Annotated in this window: 19 protein-coding genes; all 19 read right to left on the bottom strand. The window is 44.1% G+C overall.

Features of this window, described 5'->3' with window-relative positions:
* Positions 1-30: 30 nt before the first annotated feature.
* Positions 31-1464 (bottom strand): exodeoxyribonuclease VII large subunit, encoded by a 1434-nt coding sequence (locus tag HY811_07585; protein MBI4834661.1) that lies wholly within the window; start codon positions 1462-1464, stop codon positions 31-33.
* A 21-nt stretch (positions 1465-1485) separates the two neighbouring features.
* Positions 1486-2172 (bottom strand): PDZ domain-containing protein, encoded by a 687-nt coding sequence (locus HY811_07580; protein ID MBI4834660.1) that lies wholly within the window; start codon positions 2170-2172, stop codon positions 1486-1488.
* Positions 2173-2175: 3 nt separating this feature from the next.
* On the bottom strand, positions 2176-3066 hold the full coding sequence (locus HY811_07575) for a cation transporter (protein ID MBI4834659.1): 891 nt from the start codon (positions 3064-3066) through the stop codon (positions 2176-2178).
* Positions 3059-3901 carry a cation transporter gene (locus tag HY811_07570; protein MBI4834658.1) on the bottom strand — a complete coding sequence of 281 codons (843 nt, stop codon included), beginning with the start codon at positions 3899-3901 and terminating at the stop codon, positions 3059-3061. The genes HY811_07575 and HY811_07570 overlap by 8 nt, the downstream gene beginning before the upstream one ends.
* 13 nt (positions 3902-3914) lie before the next feature.
* Positions 3915-4172, bottom strand: coding sequence for a hypothetical protein (locus HY811_07565; protein ID MBI4834657.1), 258 nt, complete (start codon positions 4170-4172; stop codon positions 3915-3917).
* A gap of 54 nt (positions 4173-4226) precedes the next feature.
* The gene (locus tag HY811_07560) at positions 4227-4997 is read right to left on the bottom strand and encodes an ABC transporter permease (GenBank protein ID MBI4834656.1); all 771 of its coding nucleotides are present in this window, start codon (positions 4995-4997) and stop codon (positions 4227-4229) included.
* Between the two features lie 12 nt (positions 4998-5009).
* Positions 5010-5789 (bottom strand): ABC transporter ATP-binding protein, encoded by a 780-nt coding sequence (locus HY811_07555; GenBank protein MBI4834655.1) that lies wholly within the window; start codon positions 5787-5789, stop codon positions 5010-5012.
* A 2-nt stretch (positions 5790-5791) separates the two neighbouring features.
* Complete coding sequence (locus HY811_07550; GenBank protein ID MBI4834654.1) at positions 5792-6820, bottom strand: ABC transporter substrate-binding protein; 1029 nt, start codon at positions 6818-6820, stop codon at positions 5792-5794.
* A 31-nt stretch (positions 6821-6851) separates the two neighbouring features.
* Complete coding sequence (locus tag HY811_07545; protein MBI4834653.1) at positions 6852-7511, bottom strand: metal-dependent transcriptional regulator; 660 nt, start codon at positions 7509-7511, stop codon at positions 6852-6854.
* 21 nt (positions 7512-7532) lie between these two features.
* Positions 7533-9500, bottom strand: a complete 1968-nt coding sequence (gene feoB, locus HY811_07540; GenBank protein ID MBI4834652.1) for a ferrous iron transport protein B — start codon at positions 9498-9500, stop codon at positions 7533-7535.
* Between the two features lie 125 nt (positions 9501-9625).
* Entirely contained in the window at positions 9626-9865 is a 240-nt protein-coding gene (locus HY811_07535) for a hypothetical protein (protein ID MBI4834651.1), read from the bottom strand.
* 47 nt (positions 9866-9912) lie between these two features.
* Positions 9913-10206 carry a LapA family protein gene (locus HY811_07530; GenBank protein MBI4834650.1) on the bottom strand — a complete coding sequence of 98 codons (294 nt, stop codon included), beginning with the start codon at positions 10204-10206 and terminating at the stop codon, positions 9913-9915.
* 634 nt (positions 10207-10840) lie between these two features.
* The gene (locus tag HY811_07525) at positions 10841-11404 is read right to left on the bottom strand and encodes a zinc ribbon domain-containing protein (protein ID MBI4834649.1); all 564 of its coding nucleotides are present in this window, start codon (positions 11402-11404) and stop codon (positions 10841-10843) included.
* A 29-nt stretch (positions 11405-11433) separates the two neighbouring features.
* The gene (locus HY811_07520; GenBank protein ID MBI4834648.1) at positions 11434-12105 is read right to left on the bottom strand and encodes a cation transporter; all 672 of its coding nucleotides are present in this window, start codon (positions 12103-12105) and stop codon (positions 11434-11436) included.
* Positions 12106-12117: 12 nt separating this feature from the next.
* Positions 12118-12633, bottom strand: coding sequence for a chromate transporter (locus tag HY811_07515; protein MBI4834647.1), 516 nt, complete (start codon positions 12631-12633; stop codon positions 12118-12120).
* Positions 12634-12640: 7 nt separating this feature from the next.
* The gene (locus tag HY811_07510; GenBank protein ID MBI4834646.1) at positions 12641-13474 is read right to left on the bottom strand and encodes a chromate transporter; all 834 of its coding nucleotides are present in this window, start codon (positions 13472-13474) and stop codon (positions 12641-12643) included.
* A 9-nt stretch (positions 13475-13483) separates the two neighbouring features.
* Positions 13484-14809 carry a trypsin-like peptidase domain-containing protein gene (locus HY811_07505; protein MBI4834645.1) on the bottom strand — a complete coding sequence of 442 codons (1326 nt, stop codon included), beginning with the start codon at positions 14807-14809 and terminating at the stop codon, positions 13484-13486.
* Between the two features lie 13 nt (positions 14810-14822).
* On the bottom strand, positions 14823-15722 hold the full coding sequence (locus tag HY811_07500; protein ID MBI4834644.1) for a cation transporter: 900 nt from the start codon (positions 15720-15722) through the stop codon (positions 14823-14825).
* An 81-nt stretch (positions 15723-15803) separates the two neighbouring features.
* On the bottom strand, positions 15804-17461 hold a 1658-nt coding region (locus tag HY811_07495; GenBank protein ID MBI4834643.1), incomplete at its 5' end, for a trypsin-like peptidase domain-containing protein.

Raw genomic sequence — 17461 nt, 5'->3', positions numbered from 1 at the left:
CGGTATTTTCCGAAAATTCCCTGCCGATTTTTAGCCGGGTTGGCAATCTTTTTTCTTCGGGCAGAGCGTGCACTTTTCATCACAGGGCTCCACCTGAATTAATATTTCGGTGCTGGGGAATGCCTCTGCCAAATCACGTTCCAAGTGCTTGCTTAGTTTATGCCCTTCATCAATATAACTTTCCTTTTTCACAACCACATGTAAATCAATAAAGCAGGTATTTCCGGCTCTTCTGGTGCGCAATTGGTGATAATCTACATATTGCTCGCGATGTTCATCTAAAACACCCCTGATTACAGCTTCTTCCTGGTCGGTCAGCCTGGCATCGCACAAATCGCGCAAAGACCGCTTGGTCAGTTCATAAGCCGCATGGACGATTAACAAAGCGACCAGTATGGCGACGATCGGGTCAATAATCTCTACGCCGGTTAATTGCACTAACACCAATCCGACCAATACACCTAATGAAGTATATATATCCGTGGTAAGATGCATAGCATCGGCCTCCAATGCTGCGGAATGATATTTCTTTGCAACAGCCATAAGTTTCTTAGAGACAATCCAGTTTAATACGATGGATACTCCCATAATAAAAATACCCAAACCAAGGAATTCGACAGGTGTCCCATTGATTAATTTATCAATAGCCTCATGGATAATCAAAGCACTGGCAAAGAATATCAAAGTGGCTTCAATATAACCGGAGATATTTTCTATCTTGCCATGCCCGAATTTGTGCTCCTTATCCGGTGGCACGGCGGCGGCGCGAACCGAGAAATAGGCGATAATCGCAGCCAATAAATCCATGCCGGAATGGATGCCTTCGGACACAACACTAACCGAACCGGTGAAAAGACCTACGGCTAATTTTCCGATAATAAGAACGGTATTGGATATGATGGACAAACGGGCAACCCCTAGTTTCTCATCACGGACGGCATCATCCTCTTCTTCCTGAGTCCTGTTTTTATTAATCCCAGGCGCGCTAACCGGAAGCGGAACGCCGCCGCTTGCCTGCGCTTTGGGCACCGGCGTTATGGGCGTTTCATGCGATGATTCCAATGGTTTTTCTTCATGGAGACGGTCTTTAAGCTGCGTTATCGCCATTTGCATACCGCTCATCCCGATAATCTCGACGTTATCCGCAATGATTTGGCCGCTGTTGGCTTTTTTATCTATCACCACACTGCCGGAAACGGACATCTGCCATCCGTTTTTCATCTTTAGATTAAGATTCCGCGCCTTATCCGCAAAAAGGACACACTTAATTTGCTCTTTTCCCTCACCAAGCATAAAATATCTATGCCCGGAATCGGTCTGTTCCAACTTAGAAACTTTACCGGAAACCTGAATATCGGCAAGCTCTTCGCCCTGGAATGATTTTATACGCTTCAGTAATTCTATAACTTTAGGGGACGTATCTTTTTCCGGTTTTGCTTGTGTTTTTAATTGGGTGTTTTGCATAATTTTACTTCCTAACATTATTTATTGCACTTTAAGGGGAACAACCGGTTTGATTGCTCCTTCCATTTCTCCTTCTCCAATGGTAATATTTGATTCATATTTTTTATTATCACGCACGAACGCAATTTTAACCGCTGATTCAGCTTTTGCCTTGGCGACCAAAGCCTGAAACTGTTCGATGTCTTTTACTTTCTGCCCGTTAAAATTAATAATAAGGTCATACGGCTCAAGCCCCGCCTTTTGAGCCCAGCTCCCGCCATAGACCGAATGAACCACCACCCCTTGACCGACAGCGGATGGGGCCACTTCCATTGCCACCTGTTTAATCAAAACCGGTTTAGGCACTACCTTGGGAACCGGAGCTGAAGTAATAGTGTTTGATGCCTGTCCCCAATTAGGGCTAAAAATCTTGCAGTCCGGGATATTACACCGCCCTTGACTATCAAGCAGTCCCCCGGTACAATATGGGCAGGGATTCAACGCGACCGGCTGTGCCATGGTATTAAGTTGCGCTATCGGACAAGTAGGATTATTAAAAAGGTTAATTATCCCGAAAAGCAGAACTCCGATAATGACAAATGCCAGCACATAAATCCAACCTTTCGACTTTTCGGCAAAGCAATCCTCATCCGACAGGGCACCTCCTGCATTACTAAGTACCGCAGACGACATTTTACCCTCGTTTTTAAGCTCATCATTCCAATACATTGGTTATTCCTCCGTTACCGGAGACAGACGTATCGTAACATCTACAATGTTACTCATCTTCTCTTTTAACATATATTTCAGTTTTTCGCTAATCTTCAACCCCTCGCCCAAGATACAATTTCCGGGGACACCCAGATCCAAATCAACCCAAATCTTTCTGCCGACTAATCTCGTTTTTATATCCTTAATTTCCTTTACTCCCGGAACCCGATTGATTATATCCCTTATTTGTAAAATGGCTTCTTTGGGAGAATAATCTATTAGCCCTCTTGCGGATTTAATCATCCCCTCAACGGCCGTCTTGACAATCAGAAGGCTGATGATAACGGCAATAATATGGTCCAGGCTAACCCATCCGAGGTTAGACCCGATAACCGCCACGAGAACCAGGCAAGAAGTCATTATATCCGTTTTATTAATCATGGAATTAGCTAAAATAACCGGACTATGAAGTTTCTCCCCTGCGCAACGGCAATATTTGAATACAATATAATTACCCGCAATAGCAATCAAGACAGGGAAAACCGCAATAAGACAAGGCGGCTCCATAAAGCCGGGTGTTATCATTTCCTTGATTGAGGCATAAATAAACACCGATATCCCCATTAATAGCAATGAATATATTACACCTGAAGCGAGAAATTCTATTTTACCATACCCGTAAGGATGTTTCTCATCATTTTCTTTCTTTGAAATTTTAAGGCTATACAGAACGATTAAGGCAATAATCAAAGTCGCAAAAGACTCAATGGCATCAGCCGTGAGCGAACGGCAATTGCTGATAAGGGCAAAAACCCCTTCTATCAGGAATACGCCAAGGTTAATAGAAAGAATTACCCAGGGCACTTTCTGTTCGCATCTGATGCAACGTTCTTTTATATTTGATTTACTCATATATTACATTAACGTGTTCTAAATGCTTAACATCCCTTTTGAGAGTATATTCGATTTCATGCTTAATATTATCTGCCTCGGTAATGGTAATATTATCAGGCAAAGCAAGGGATAAATCAATCCACCAAAGCCGCCCAATTTGCCTGGTCTTTATATTTTTAATTGTATCCTCGCCGACAATACCGGAAACAACCCGTCGTATGACAGAAATTATCTTTTGGTCCAGAGAACGATCCATTAACTCTGCGCTTGAATGGTAAAGTATTTCACCGCTCAAGATTATTAGGTGCCCTGCTTCGAATATAGCTACAACAGAATCCAAGAAATGGAATCCCAATTTACCGCCCAAAACCGCAATAACAACGGCGAGGGACGAGATAGCATCCGCCCGGTGGTGCTTGGCGCCGGTTAAAACCGCAGGGCTGTTCAACCGTTTAAAAGCACAGATATTATACCGGTGGATAATTTCATTGGCAAAAACGGCAATAAGCGCCGTGCCGAAAACCGCCCAATGAGGAGTAGAATGTTCTCCGGCATAAACAATCCTGATGATATCAATCAAAAGGAAAATAACACCGCCCATGATCAGAAGACTGGTAAATACCGAGATAATATCTTCCACCTTACCATGGCCATAAGGATGCTCTTCATCTTTAGGTGCATTGGCTATCTTTAACCCGGTAATAATGGTAATGGCAGCGATAACATCATGGATAGAATAAAAGGCACTCATAATCAATGCACGGCTATTGCTTAATAAACCAACAGTGCCTTTCAAAACCACCAGGACAATACTATTGCCGAGCCCTACCCACAAGTATTTATTGGAACACACGCTACATTTTTCCTTACTCTGCATTTTTTTCACTATCCGTTTTATTAGATATCGTAATCTTTTTACCCTTTGATTTCGGGTTCTCCATTTCTTCTGCTGCTTCCGCAATACTTTCCTTGATATTACCTGATACCGAAACGGCACACTTCTTAATCGGGATAAGAATTCTCCCAATCCAATTAATCCCTCTAACCAAATTGTCCACGCTTATCTGCCTTAACAGCCAGATCGGGTTAATTTTATCCAGCGTTTCTATTGTTTGCTTTTGCATTCTTATTTATCTCCTTACGTTCAAAATAAGTTAATCAACACGCAAGTTTCCCGGCTAATTTGCTAAACCCCATCTTTTATAAACCATGGTTTCAAGACGGCTAAAGATTAACCGGTCAATCACCATGGCAATCAACATAATGATAAGCATTGCCGAGACGACCTGGTTGATATCATTTAATTCCCTGCCCATCATCAGGATATGTCCCAGCCCCAGGCTGATATAAAGCAATTCCCCAGCCATTAATGAACGCCAGGCAAATGACCATCCCTGCTTCAATCCGGTAATAATGGATGGAATTGACGCAGGAATGATAACTTTAGAATACAATTTATATCCTTTAGCACCGAATGTTTGGGCCGCCCTGAGATACAGAGGATGTATATTTTTAATCCCGGACATGGTCGCAATGCTTATGGAAAGCATCGAACCGATAATAATGATAAAAATTATCGCCTTTTCATTCAAACCAAACCAAAGCAAAGCCAGCGGCAACCAACAAATACTCGGCAATGTTTGCAAACCCAGAACAAGAGTTCCGATAGTATCTTCAGCTAATTTAGACCTTCCTAATAATAAGCCCAAACCAACACCACCCGCCATAGCCAAACCAAACCCGATGGCAATACGTTTCATACTTATTAAAATAGCCGTAATATAAGTCCCTTCTCCTATTCCGGCAACAAGGTCTTTGATAACGTTAACAGGCGATGGGAAAATAAAATCATCCCAAATATGCATCAGGGACAATGCTTCCCATATTACCATGACCAGAGCCAGAAATCCTATTTTCAGGAACAACGACTTATGGTTATTCTTTTTCATAAAGTTATTTATTTACGACAAAGCATTTGCATATGCCTGTGTCACTTCCACTTCCAATTCTCCGTAAACTTCCTGTCGGATTGTATTAAAATCAAAACCCGTCCGGTCACGGGGACGCATAAGGCGAACCGGAATAATTTTCTTTATCCTTCCGGGACGCTTGGTCAAAACGACCACCCGGTCTGCCAGCGTCACGGCTTCATTCACATTATGCGTAATGAAAAGAATGGTTTTATTAGCCAGTGACCACATATTCAATAATTCATCCTGCATCATGCGCCGGGTTTGCGCATCCAGAGCTGCAAACGGCTCATCCATCAGCAATATTTTCGGGTTCGGCGCCAGGGCGCGCGCTAAAGCGGTTTTTTGCTTCATCCCGCCTGATAATTCATGCACCCATGAATTGGCAAACCTTTCTAAGTGGGTAATCTTCAGCAAATCATCAACAATTTTATTGCGCTCATCCTGGGTTTTACCGTTCATGGTCAAACCGAATTCAATATTACGCCTGATATTAAGCCAGGGCATCAAAGCATGTTCCTGGAAAACCATAATCCGTTCCGGGCCCGGCCCGGTGATAAGGTCATCATTGAAACAAATCCTGCCTTCGGTCGGATAATCAAACCCTGCAATCATATTAAGGATGGTCGATTTTCCACAACCGGAGGGGCCAACTACACAGATGAATTCACCTGCTTCAATCTCCAGGTTGATATCTTTCAAGGCAATAATCAAGCCGTTACTCTCGGATTGATACCCCTTGGTCACGTTTTCCAAACGTATCAAACTCATTTCTAATTCTGCCTTTCTTTAAGGACTTCATCAAGTATGGACAAATCGTAAATACCATCGAGCGCCGGCTGTTCTTTACCAAGGAAACCGATTTCATATGCCCAGGCGGCGGATTTTAGCAAGGATTTACTAATCGGGTCGTGTGTTATCTTAACGCGGGTAAAGGCGTCATCCAAAACACCTTCGGCTAATGGATGACCGGTAAGCTTTTTAATTTCGGCATTAATAATTTTCTTGGCTTCTTGATTGTTTTTATTAATCCAATCTGTTAAGTCGACATGCACCCTAACCCACTCTTTGACTAAATCCCGGTGTGCTTCCAGGAATTTAGTGCTGACAATGACATGGGCGGTAACAAATTCGCCGTTTTCCCAGATATCCCTTTCATCCATGTATAACCGCCCATTTGCCTCCTTTATCAACCTGGCAACCCATGGCTCTTTCGTCCAGGCAGCATCGATTTCCTTCTTCACCATCAAGCTTAACTGGTCCGGATTGGCTATCGGGATAACCTGGAGGTCACCGCCCTTTTCCTTCGACAATAAACCTTGCTTCTGGAACCAATACCTGCATGCCACATCCTGGGTATTGCCTAATTGGGGTGTCGCTATTTTCTTATTATGAAAATCTTCTATCTTAGTGATACCGGAATCTTTACGCACAACAAGTCCAGCGCCACCGCTGGATGCACCGGCGATAATTTTTAACGACCTGCCTTTGGATTTGATAAACCCGTTAATTGCCGGGTTAGGCCCGATATAAGCAATATCTATCTCACCGGCAAAAAGCGCTTCTATGGCTGAAGGGCCGGCATTGAACACCTTCCAATCAATAATGCACTGTGAAGACAAGGCACCTGAAAAAGACCCGTTTGCCCTGCCAATTAGAGCTTGGGCATGGACAATGTCAGGGAAATAACCTGCATTAACCGCCAGTTTTTGTTCAGGTTCACAACCCAGTAAAACAGCCACGCCCCAAATTACTATGCCGAATAATATCAAGGCGTAAATGATTTTCCCTTTGGCATCCATAACATGATCTTTCAACGGGATGTTTTTAATCTCATTCATAATTCTCCCTCCATACGAATATTTCTTTTGCAAACTCCTTTTCCATCGAGAGCTCGCTTTGGTCGCATTTTATTACAAAGCTCGGGAATTTCTGGTTAACCTGCACTCTCCTTCCAGGCGTAACACCAAAAGATATTAATTTAGACAGCCTGCCGTGATTTCTGTTGGTGGAAATATAGGCGATTTTAGCCTTCTCTCCGATATCCAGTTTGTCTAACGGCATAATGCTGTTTTTCACCGTATTTCTGGTTTCATGGCAGCATTTTCCTTCGGGTATAGGTAATCCATGGGGGCACTCCTTCGGGTGACCTAACAAGGTGCAAATGCTATCAACCACTTCATCAATAATCACATGCTCAAATTCGCAAGCCCGCGGTTCAATTACGTCAATATCCATATTTAATATATCCACAAGCATCCTTTCCGCTAAACGGTGGCGCCTGATAATTCCTGCGGCATAGCGCTTGCCATCGCGGGTCAACAAGACATCATCACCGCTGTAGGCAATCAAGTTCTCCTCTTCCAGCTGATTTAAGACTGAGGGGGTAATGGTCGCGTGTGCCTTTTTCTTTATCACGCTTAAACGGTGCTCGCATTCTTCACCATAAGTCCATATTCTTTCCAAGGCCTCATCCGCATCACGCGTCGTCATAACATTCTCCTTTCTAACGGGTTAATGTATTCCCATAAGCCGGGATCCCCAGTTCACGGCTGCTCCCACCAAAATGGCATAAGGGACCATAATGCCCAGGATAATCAAGCACGTTTTAACCCCATATTGCTTGGCAATTACCAGCAAGGTGTTAAGGCATGGGATTAAAAAAGTCATTACTAATATACAGACGATTAGCTGGATCGTCCCGACTCCCCCGCTGTCAAAAAGATGCTTCAGCATTGCCGCGCCAGCCTCACGCCTCATTACCGACATAATAAACATCTCGGTTGCCTGTGCCGGCAAACCCAGAATGTCCCTGACTACCGGCGCACCAAGGTGCTCAATTAATGCAAGTAGCCCAATCGAATCCAGAAGGAATGCAATAAAAACAGCCATGATGAAATAAGGAAAAGCTTCAATGACAAAATCCTTGGTTCTGCTGAAGCTTTTAATTAATACTTTCTTGAAATCAGGCAATCTAATCGGCGGAATTTCCATGATAAAATCAGATTGCTCTCCCTTAATAACCTTATCAGCAATAATACCGGTTATAATTTTCAATCCAATAATAATCCAGAAAACAACGAACGGCACCCAGAATGAAACCGACGCGAATATAGCCAGCATTACGGCAAAAAGAGGCGCACAGGGCAACCCCACTATCAAAAGAGTCGCAATAAATTTTTCCTTTTTAGTTTCCAGGATGCGCGTAGTAAGAATCCCTGTGGTAACGCAGTTAATACCCAGAATAAAAGGAATAATGCCTTTTCCGTGCAGGCCGATTTTCTTAAGAATCCTGTCGAGCAATATGGAAAGGCGCGGGATATAACCGAGGTCTTCCAGTATCCCGAAGGCAAAGAAAAACGTCGCCAAAACAGGAACGACAATCCCTATAAGAGCCGTTAATCCCATACTAATTAACCCGAATTTTCCGATAAAAGCATCCTGTACAAATAACGGTAATCCGTAAACTATCTTTTGCAGGAAAGGAATGATAATATGTCCGAATAATTCCCCTTCAACCAATCCGACAAGTAATTGTGCGCCAAAACACCCCACGAAAAGATACATGAGAAACAACATTCCCACTGCAATAGGGATGCCGGTATGCACCTGCCGCGTCCATTCCCCGATACGTTCCGACCAGAATGTTTTACGGGGCGTAGAAACCACCTGGGTTTTTTGGGCTATTTCGTCAACCATCCGCAATCGCGTTTCGGATATAATCAGGTTTAACGGCCTGGTAAACACTTTTTGGGTATTTTTAATAATTAAGCTAACCTGTTCCGATACTTCATGCCCCCATTTCTCACGGATATAATTTAATATGCCGTTATCACCGCTGAGCAATAATGTGCCGATTGCTCTCAATGATTTTTTCACATCTGCCGGAATGGAATGGAACGAATCAGCTAAAACCCCGGAAATCCGCTCCAGCGCTGATTCTATCTCGCTATTATACTTAACCAACAAATGCGGCACCCTGGCGTTGAGCAATTTTCTGCGGAACGCAAAAACGCCGTCTTCTTTGGTCGCGGTAGTCGAGGTAACATCGACCCCTAACATTGAAGATAATAGCTCCTTATTGATTTGTATCCCCCGCTGGGCTATTTCATCCATCATATTCAGGTTAAGCAAAATGGGTAGCCGGTATTCGCTTAATTGCAAAGCCAACAGCAAAGTGCGGCGTAAATTCTTACCGTCGCCTATCAGGGCTATAGATTGGGGTTGTTCCAAAAGCAAAAGGTTGCGCGATATAATCTCCTCTTCAGACTCAGGATTGATATTGTTAATCCCCGGCGTGTCAATTAACATTATGTTTTTCCCGTTTTCTGAAAAATACCCGCGCCCGATTTCCACCAGTGTTCCGGGATAATTACTTACACAGGCTGTTTTTTTGCACAGCAGGTTAAAAAGAGTGGTTTTACCGACACTTACATTACCCAGAAACATCACTGGTTTTTCTTCTATAGCTGTAATATTCATAGAAATCGTAAAACGTCATTATTTAACCGGAAGCATTCCTGCACCAACCACTCCTTAGTGTAACGGGCGTAATAACGGGAATAGTAAATCCGCCTGCCGGAAGTGCAGAAAGGCATCAATATATCCTAATCCGCAACAATTTCGCCTTCATTAATCTTCTCGGCTGAGTAATAAGCGTCTACCACGCCCCACGCCCAAGCCGGCAGAATGATCAGGAAGCCGATAAAAATAGGCGTCAGCAATCCACCGATGATTGAAGCTATAATAAAACCGATGGCCTTGCCGAATTCGCCGTTATAAATCTGTCCTAAACCGGGAATAAAGAACGAAAATACTCCCGCCAATCCTGGGTTTTTATCTTTCATAATCCTCGATGCTCCTTTCTTATAAAAGCTCGTAATTTATTAATAGTTTATTTCATGAAATCAGGCGGTTCCTCTTCCTCCGGATTAACCGGTGGGGCTTGAACCTTATGTAACTTCCTCTTTAAATTAAAAATCTCTTCTTTTAACTTGCTATTGCTGATTAATCCCCATAAAACAGACAGTATCACTCCGGCAATGACCGAAATCAAGACTACGCCTATTACCGGGAAATCCCTGGTTCCCCAGCCGACAAAGTGCATGGGAACCGGATGCGGGTTTTGGAAGGTAAAAAGGACTACAATCAACGCCATTACCAGGATAATAATTAGTTGAAATTTCATATTGCAACTCCTATTATTAGGGGATTAGCTACTTTGCTCCCTCCTGTATTAATAATATAGAAGCAACAATTATACCTTTATCTTGTTTCATATATACCCATGTTTGCTGTTCTAAAATTCATCTATAATAGTTCGGTTTTATCGTGACGTTTTTAGCCTATCTCGAATATATGCAGAATTAATTCTTAATATATTGAGTTTCGTATGAAAAAGTCACGATTATTCCCGCTAAAAATCAATATAAATCGGTTTCAAGGTGATAGGGGGTACCTCCCCCCACCCCCTCCTGGCGTACACCCCGCCTGCAACATAACCGCATCTACCCTGCAACGGCTATAGTCTATACCGGCAATATACTTACCCCCAGCTTATAACAGTTACCACCATGCCTTGCAACAGTTCCCAGCTATCCCTGCAACAGTCATCATCCCTGCCCACAACAGTTATACTCTATACCGGCAATATACTTACTTCCAGCCTATAACAGTTATCTCCGTCCCTCGCAACAGTTATCCCGCTCCTCTACAACAGTTATACTCTCCCTAGGCAATATACGCTCCCCCCTGTCACAAAAAAAATAATTATTTGTCAAAGAACAACCACTTTTAGCAATTAGTATGCTACATATATGGTTTTATTTCTGCATCTTATCCCGAATATTCCTGAGACTCGCAATAACCGGCTGAAGGCGATTCATCCGCCGTAGCCACCAGATACCATGCACTATGGTTGCTAATGCCACACCCCATAACCCAATTGACAATATTTCACCCAGATATTTTATATCTATATTCCTGCCCAAGAGCTTAGTAAGAAAGCTCAGGTCAATAACAGCATTTCGGGTATAAATCATTATCCAGATAGCACCGCCAATGATACCCAGACCGCCAATAATCCCCAGCAAACACCAGATTTTCGCCGTTTTTGCCTCGTGCTCCACATACTCAGTTTCTTCAGCGAGAATCCTCCTGGCAATATTAGGCGTTTCCGTTACTGCCCCCTGATGTTTTAATGATACCTCATGAAGCTTAGTATCCTCCGCACCGTTTGGGCAGGTAATAACCGGTTCTTTAACCATATTACCGCCAAAACGCGGTTCAGGATTGCCGGCTAAGCGCCTTGGGTCACCGCATCTTGGGCAGGTTAAAGCGCGGTCCGAAATATCGTGGCCGCATTGTACACACTTGACTAATGACATATAGAGCCCTCCTTATTATAAACTCATCACTAAGTAATATTAGTACCCATAGAAGTCGTATTTAATCTATCGCCTTGGTATTTCTGGAATAATCCAAAAACCGGTTTAACAATCAATACGACAATGACCATGGCGGCAAAGGCATCCCCGCCAAGCCATGCCCAGCGGCTTAACCCGATACCGACCAGCGCAATCATAGAAATAAGGACTGATAACCGAAAGCTATGGTTTAACTCCGCTATATTTTTCACCGCGGTTTGCTGAACCGCACAATTGCTGTAACATGAAAAGATATAATTAACAGTACTAGAAAAAGACGCCACATAAAACGCATACGGGCTTGGGTCAACTATCCAACCGCTTGCGGCTTTAATTAATCTTATTATAGAAAAAACAAATACGTCAAATACGCCTAATATAAGAATCAAACCTACCACGCTACTTACAAACCATATCTGGCCGGTAGTCAGCAATGGGAACCGGTTACTATCTTTATCCGGCTCTATATCTCTTTTGGTTATAAGAGACCGGGCACAAATAAAACCCTGGTAAAATGAATATAACCCGTCTGCCACCAGCGCCTCGCTTTTGCCGAGAATGCCAATTCCGCCTTTAATGACACTCAAAACAAGGCTGGCTATTACCGAAAAAATCATTAACCTTGTTGAACAGGTTTTAACTTCGAGACATATATTACTCATAAGCTCTTTTAATTAAGTTATAATTCCTATACCTAGCACCACAAATATCAGCCAGATGGGGCTTAATTTATATCGTGTCAGCAACACCAAGCTGATTACAGCGATAAAAACCGCTTTGACATCAACCAGAGCAGTGTTACCAATACTTAAGGCTGCTTGGAAAATCATGGCGATAACGGCTGCCCGGGCACCATGGAAAAAGGCGCTCATGTAACGGTTATTCCTGAACGCGGTTACTGCCTGGGTAGCCAAACACATCAGAATAAAACCCGGCAATATTACACTTACTGTAGCAACAATCGCGCCTAATAAACCGGCAACTTTATAGCCGATAAAAGTGGTGGAAATAACCACCGGCCCAGGCGATACCTGGCCTAATGTCACTGCATCAACGAATTCAGTCGGAGTCAACCAGCCATATTTGAAAACGACTTCTTCTTCTGCCAAGGGGATGATTACAATGCCTCCGCCCCAGCAGAAGAATCCAACCTTCAGAAATACCCAACCAAGCAAAAGTAACGTATACATAATTATTCTATGCCTTTACTTCCCCCATAATGCCTTCTGAAACAGTCGATAATGCGGGGGGGGGGGGGATAAACTCAACAAGGATACCCACTAACCCGGCTAAAAATATTACTATAATCATATCCACCCTAAAGAATACAAATGAGATAAAAGACCAGAGTAAAATACCCGTTCCCCAATAATCCTTAATCTCACTTTTGCCCAGGTTTATTCCGACGGAAATTATGATTGCAACTACCGCTGCCCCTAAACACTTGAATATATTGTTTACCATGGGGATTGAATTATATATGTCGTAGTATTTTGCTAAGATAAGCATTATAAAAAAAGAAGGCAGGATAAAAACCACGGTTGCCAATATGGCTCCGGTCCACTTGCGCAGTTTAAAGCCCGTATATGTAACCAGGTCCATAGTTACCGGACCGGGAATGATATCACCCAAGACCGTCCCTTCCAGGAAGTCTTTATTATCCAGAACCTTTTTACGATTAACCAATTCCTCCTGTAATAATCCCAGAACCGCCATGGGACCGCCTACCCCGAAACAGCCTATTTTCAGGAAAACCCACCAATCGTTAAATAACTTCTTGGACTTCTCTTTTGCCCTTTTAGTAAATGATTCGGGGGATGCTTTCTTTAGGATGTTTCGGGAAAGGCGATTAAAATATGATTCTACCTCTTTTACTTTAATCTGATCGCCAATCTGCCGGTAGAGTTCTATTGCCTTCTGCCACAGGTCGGTAACGATTTTTATCCCCTCCGAGGTTTTACTCTGGGTATAATGGAATAAACCCTGCTTAAACAGTTGGTCTGCTTGTGCACTGATATCTTCCTTCATCATAATCGGGATTCATCTTCCCTTAATATCCCAGTCCTGCAAGCGGAAATTGATAAATATATTCTGGGTCGTCCGCGGGCGAAAGACTTGCATGACAACCGACTGTCCTTTTTTGAGAGGAATCTCTTTGATTATCTCCTTAACGGCGTAGAGATCAACTATAGGTGACCCATTAATTCCTTGAATAATGTCGCCGGCTTGCAGCCCTGCCTCCATAGGTGAAATTCCTTCTATTTCATCTACCTCTACCCCCAAACCAACATCAGCTGCCGGCACCAGGTCAATACCCAGCCAGGCAAGCTCTTCAATGCCTTCTCCCGGTGAGGGCATAATCCGCTGCTGATTAGCCGGAATGCGTTCCGGATTAGCCGCATTAAACGGAACAGGATTGTTTACACCTACGGCGGCAGGCTGCCCGTATCCCGGCGACTTGCCGCTCAGAAGCTGATATTTCACCGGTTGAGTGGTCAAATCCATATACTTGCCATAAAGCATCTTTGCCTTATTAATGGGTATGGCAAAACTCACACCGGTATAAACCGATTCTACCGGAGAATAAATCGCTACATTAACACCGATGACCTCGCCTTTTAAATTGCATAATACACCTCCGCTATTGCCCGGATTAATCGGGACATCGGTTTGAAGCAGGTTATACATATTAAGGTTGCCAATCATTAGTTTTTTCCGCTTGGCGCTGATGATACCCTTGGTCACGGTCTGGCTTAATCCAAAGGGATTACCGATGGCAATGACCTGGTCGCCGGTCTGCACTTTATCCGAATTGCCTATCGGAACAGACGGTAATGGCTGGGCGGAACTAATCTTAAGAAGCGCTAAATCGTTATTGGCATTGCCGTCAATAAGCTGTGCCGGATATTCCTGGTAAGTATCATTTGAGAATACGGAAACCGCAATCTGTCCGCCCGAAGCAATAACGTGATAATTGGTAATAATATATCCCTGGGGACTGACGATTGCGCCGCTGCCGACACTCCACTTACCGGTAGGCGTAAACACCTTCCAGCCTTGCTGCCAGGGGGGCGGCTGTCCGGTATTCCCCACGGCTATACCGACTACCGCCGGCCTGATACTGTTAATAACATTTCCCGTCTGCCAGGCAATAATCCGCGGGGTCGGGCCGGTCACTGCATCTGGTTTTAAAGGAGTAGGGTTAATCACGGGCTGCCCTGACCAACTGCTATTATTCCATAAATTAACGCTGCCTATTTTAGCCGGCTCATCTGTCCAGAGGCTTCGGAATAAAACGAGCCACAGTAAAATCAATCCGACCGCGATAATCGAAACCATGACCCATACTACTGAATTTGTTTTCATATATAGCCTCTCATCAAACCGGCTTTAATGTCACCTGGACGTTGCCGATAGTATTTATTTTCTGTATTAAAGCCGAACGGATTCTCGTGCATATCAAATCCGCTTCAGAAACTGTCTTTTTGCCATCCACCAACACTTGGAGATCGACCCAGATATTCCTGCCGGTAAGGCGGGTTTTTAGGTATCCGATATCTTTTACTTCAGGCAGGCTCTTTACAATCTTGGAGATATTTTGGACCTCTTGAGGCTGTGCCGCTGCATCCATTAAGCCCCGGTAATTCTTTATAACCAGTGTTACGGCGATTTTGAGGATGATGATACTGACAAAAATTGCGCCAATCGAATCAAGCTGTGGAAACCCTAATTGCGCACCCATAATTGCCAGAGCAACGGGGACGGAAGAATACGCATCCGAGCGGTTGTCCGCGGAAATCGCATCCAGAGCGGGACTGTTTACGCGCTTGGCCGCACAAAGCGTCAACTGCGATACTACGATATTGGCATAAATTGAAAGAAGTGCCACCCAGAGTGCGATGAAGGGCGGCGCATGAACCGTTACAGGTGGCGTTAAAAAGAAGGCTTTAAATGATGGGATAAATATATTAGCCGCGGCAAAAATAAGAACTAAGCCAACGACAATGCCGACAAAAAATTCTATCTTGCCGTAACCATAAGGATGTTTTTGGTCGCTTTGCTTGCCGCTCGTCCATGAACTTAATATGCTAAAAAAGCCGCAAATAATATCAGCGCCTGAATGCAAGGCATCGGCTAATAGCACTTTACTACCGGTCATAAACCCCACAAATCCTTTTACGAATGCCATGACCACATTAGCTAAGGCGGAAATCATCATGACAGACCGGGCACAACCGGCGCATTTTTCATTCCCGTTTACATTACTTAAAGTTGTCATTTAAATTCTTGCTTGTTAGAAACTCGTTAAATAATAACGTAAACACTGGGCATCGGTTCGGAATAGCAACTACCGGGTAACTCATATTCCCGGTGTCAGAATTTCCGGATTTTCCTTTAGAAATATATCAACCGGTTTGCCATTGCGTGATAGGTTCATGGTCACTCCTTTAGTCAAATCACTTTTCTTTAAGCACTTAAAAAAGGAAAGCAGGTCAGGTGTAGGTTCCCCATTAACACCTTTTATTACATCACCTTCTTCTACCCCTTTCAATAAGGCTATTCCTTCGACATCTGCAATCACTACTCCTTTCATGTTTTCAGGCAATCCAAATGCAAAAGCAACCTCCGGGGTAATATTATCCACGGTTAACCCCAGGGTTACGATATCGGCTGTCCCGGCCTCTATTTCCGAACCGAACAATAACCCATCCGGAGGCAGCGGTATTAATCCCATTGGTTGCCCGTTCGAGCCACCGGCAAGTTTCACCTTGATAGTTAATTTATTGCCTTCACGGAAGATGGCAAAGGTTACGCTATCGCCCGGTTTCTTATCAGCCAAAAAGGTACGGATAACTGTTTCATCCGCTATCCTTGTCCCGTCGGCACGGTAAATGACATCACCAACCTGCAATCCGGCTTCAGCTGCAGGTGAATTAGGAAAAACTTTGTTAACGAGTATTCCACGGTCAAAAGGCACCTTGAACTGTTCTGCCAGGACGTCATTGAGTATTTGGAATTCTACACCCATCCAGGCAGGAGAATCCTCATTAGGGGTATTTGCTGCTACTGGTCCGGCTTGAGGGCCAGCTTGGGGCCCTGCCTGAGGCCCGGCCTGGGCAACCGGGAATGCTCTCGGGCATGTTATCCAGCGCATGGCAACCAACTGCGCCTGGACCGCCTGCGGCGATTTCAGGTCTATATATTTTGCAAAGGATTGCTTTGCTTGGTTAATAGGTATCGCAAAACCCAAGCCTGTATGGGTTTGCATCGGCGAATAAATGGCGGTATTAAGCCCGATAACTTCTCCTTGCAGGTTAACCAAAGGCCCGCCGGAATTTCCCTGGTTAATCGGGGCATCCGTCTGGAGCATATTATTCAACTGATGCCCTTCTATGTTTATGTTTTTCCTTTTGGCGCTGATGATACCATCGGTTACGGTCTGTGATAATCCAAAAGGATTGCCAAAGGCTAAAACCGTATCTCCCACCGAAATATTATCAGAGTTCCCTAATGGCGCTACCGGAAACTCCATCGGCGCAGTTGGCTTAATCTGCAGGATAGCTAAATCATTTTGGGGATCTGTTGCAATTATAACAGCTGGGCAAGCATTATTACCTCGAGGCGTAAATATGGTTACAGTTATATCCGTCTGTCCGGCAATCAAATGGTAATTAGTTAAAATATGTCCCTGTGAAGATACAATAATACCGGCGCCAATCCCACCTGTTGTCTGCTGAGTAACTTGTGGGTTGGCTGGTTGCAGGGCTTGTGGCTGTCCCTGTGCCTGATTCCCAGCCCCATGATAAAATTTATGTGCAAGTAACCCAAAAGGACCCCAGTATACAGGCTGGGTGCCTGAAGCAACCGGTGGATTTGGCTGATTATTACCGTTTTTACTCTGCACCTCACGGATAAAATGCGCCATGACAGTTTTACAACCCGGGCATGTCGCGCCCGACCAGGGAATCCCCGGAGTCGGCTTAATCTGGATACGGCAATTGGGGCATTCTAGGTATT

The organism is Planctomycetota bacterium (assembly GCA_016207825.1).
In the GTDB taxonomy this organism is placed as follows: domain Bacteria; phylum Planctomycetota; class MHYJ01; order JACQXL01; family JACQZI01; genus JACQZI01.
The sequence above is the reverse complement of the archived record's forward strand: the minus strand, read 5'-3'. Positions and strand labels throughout refer to the sequence as shown.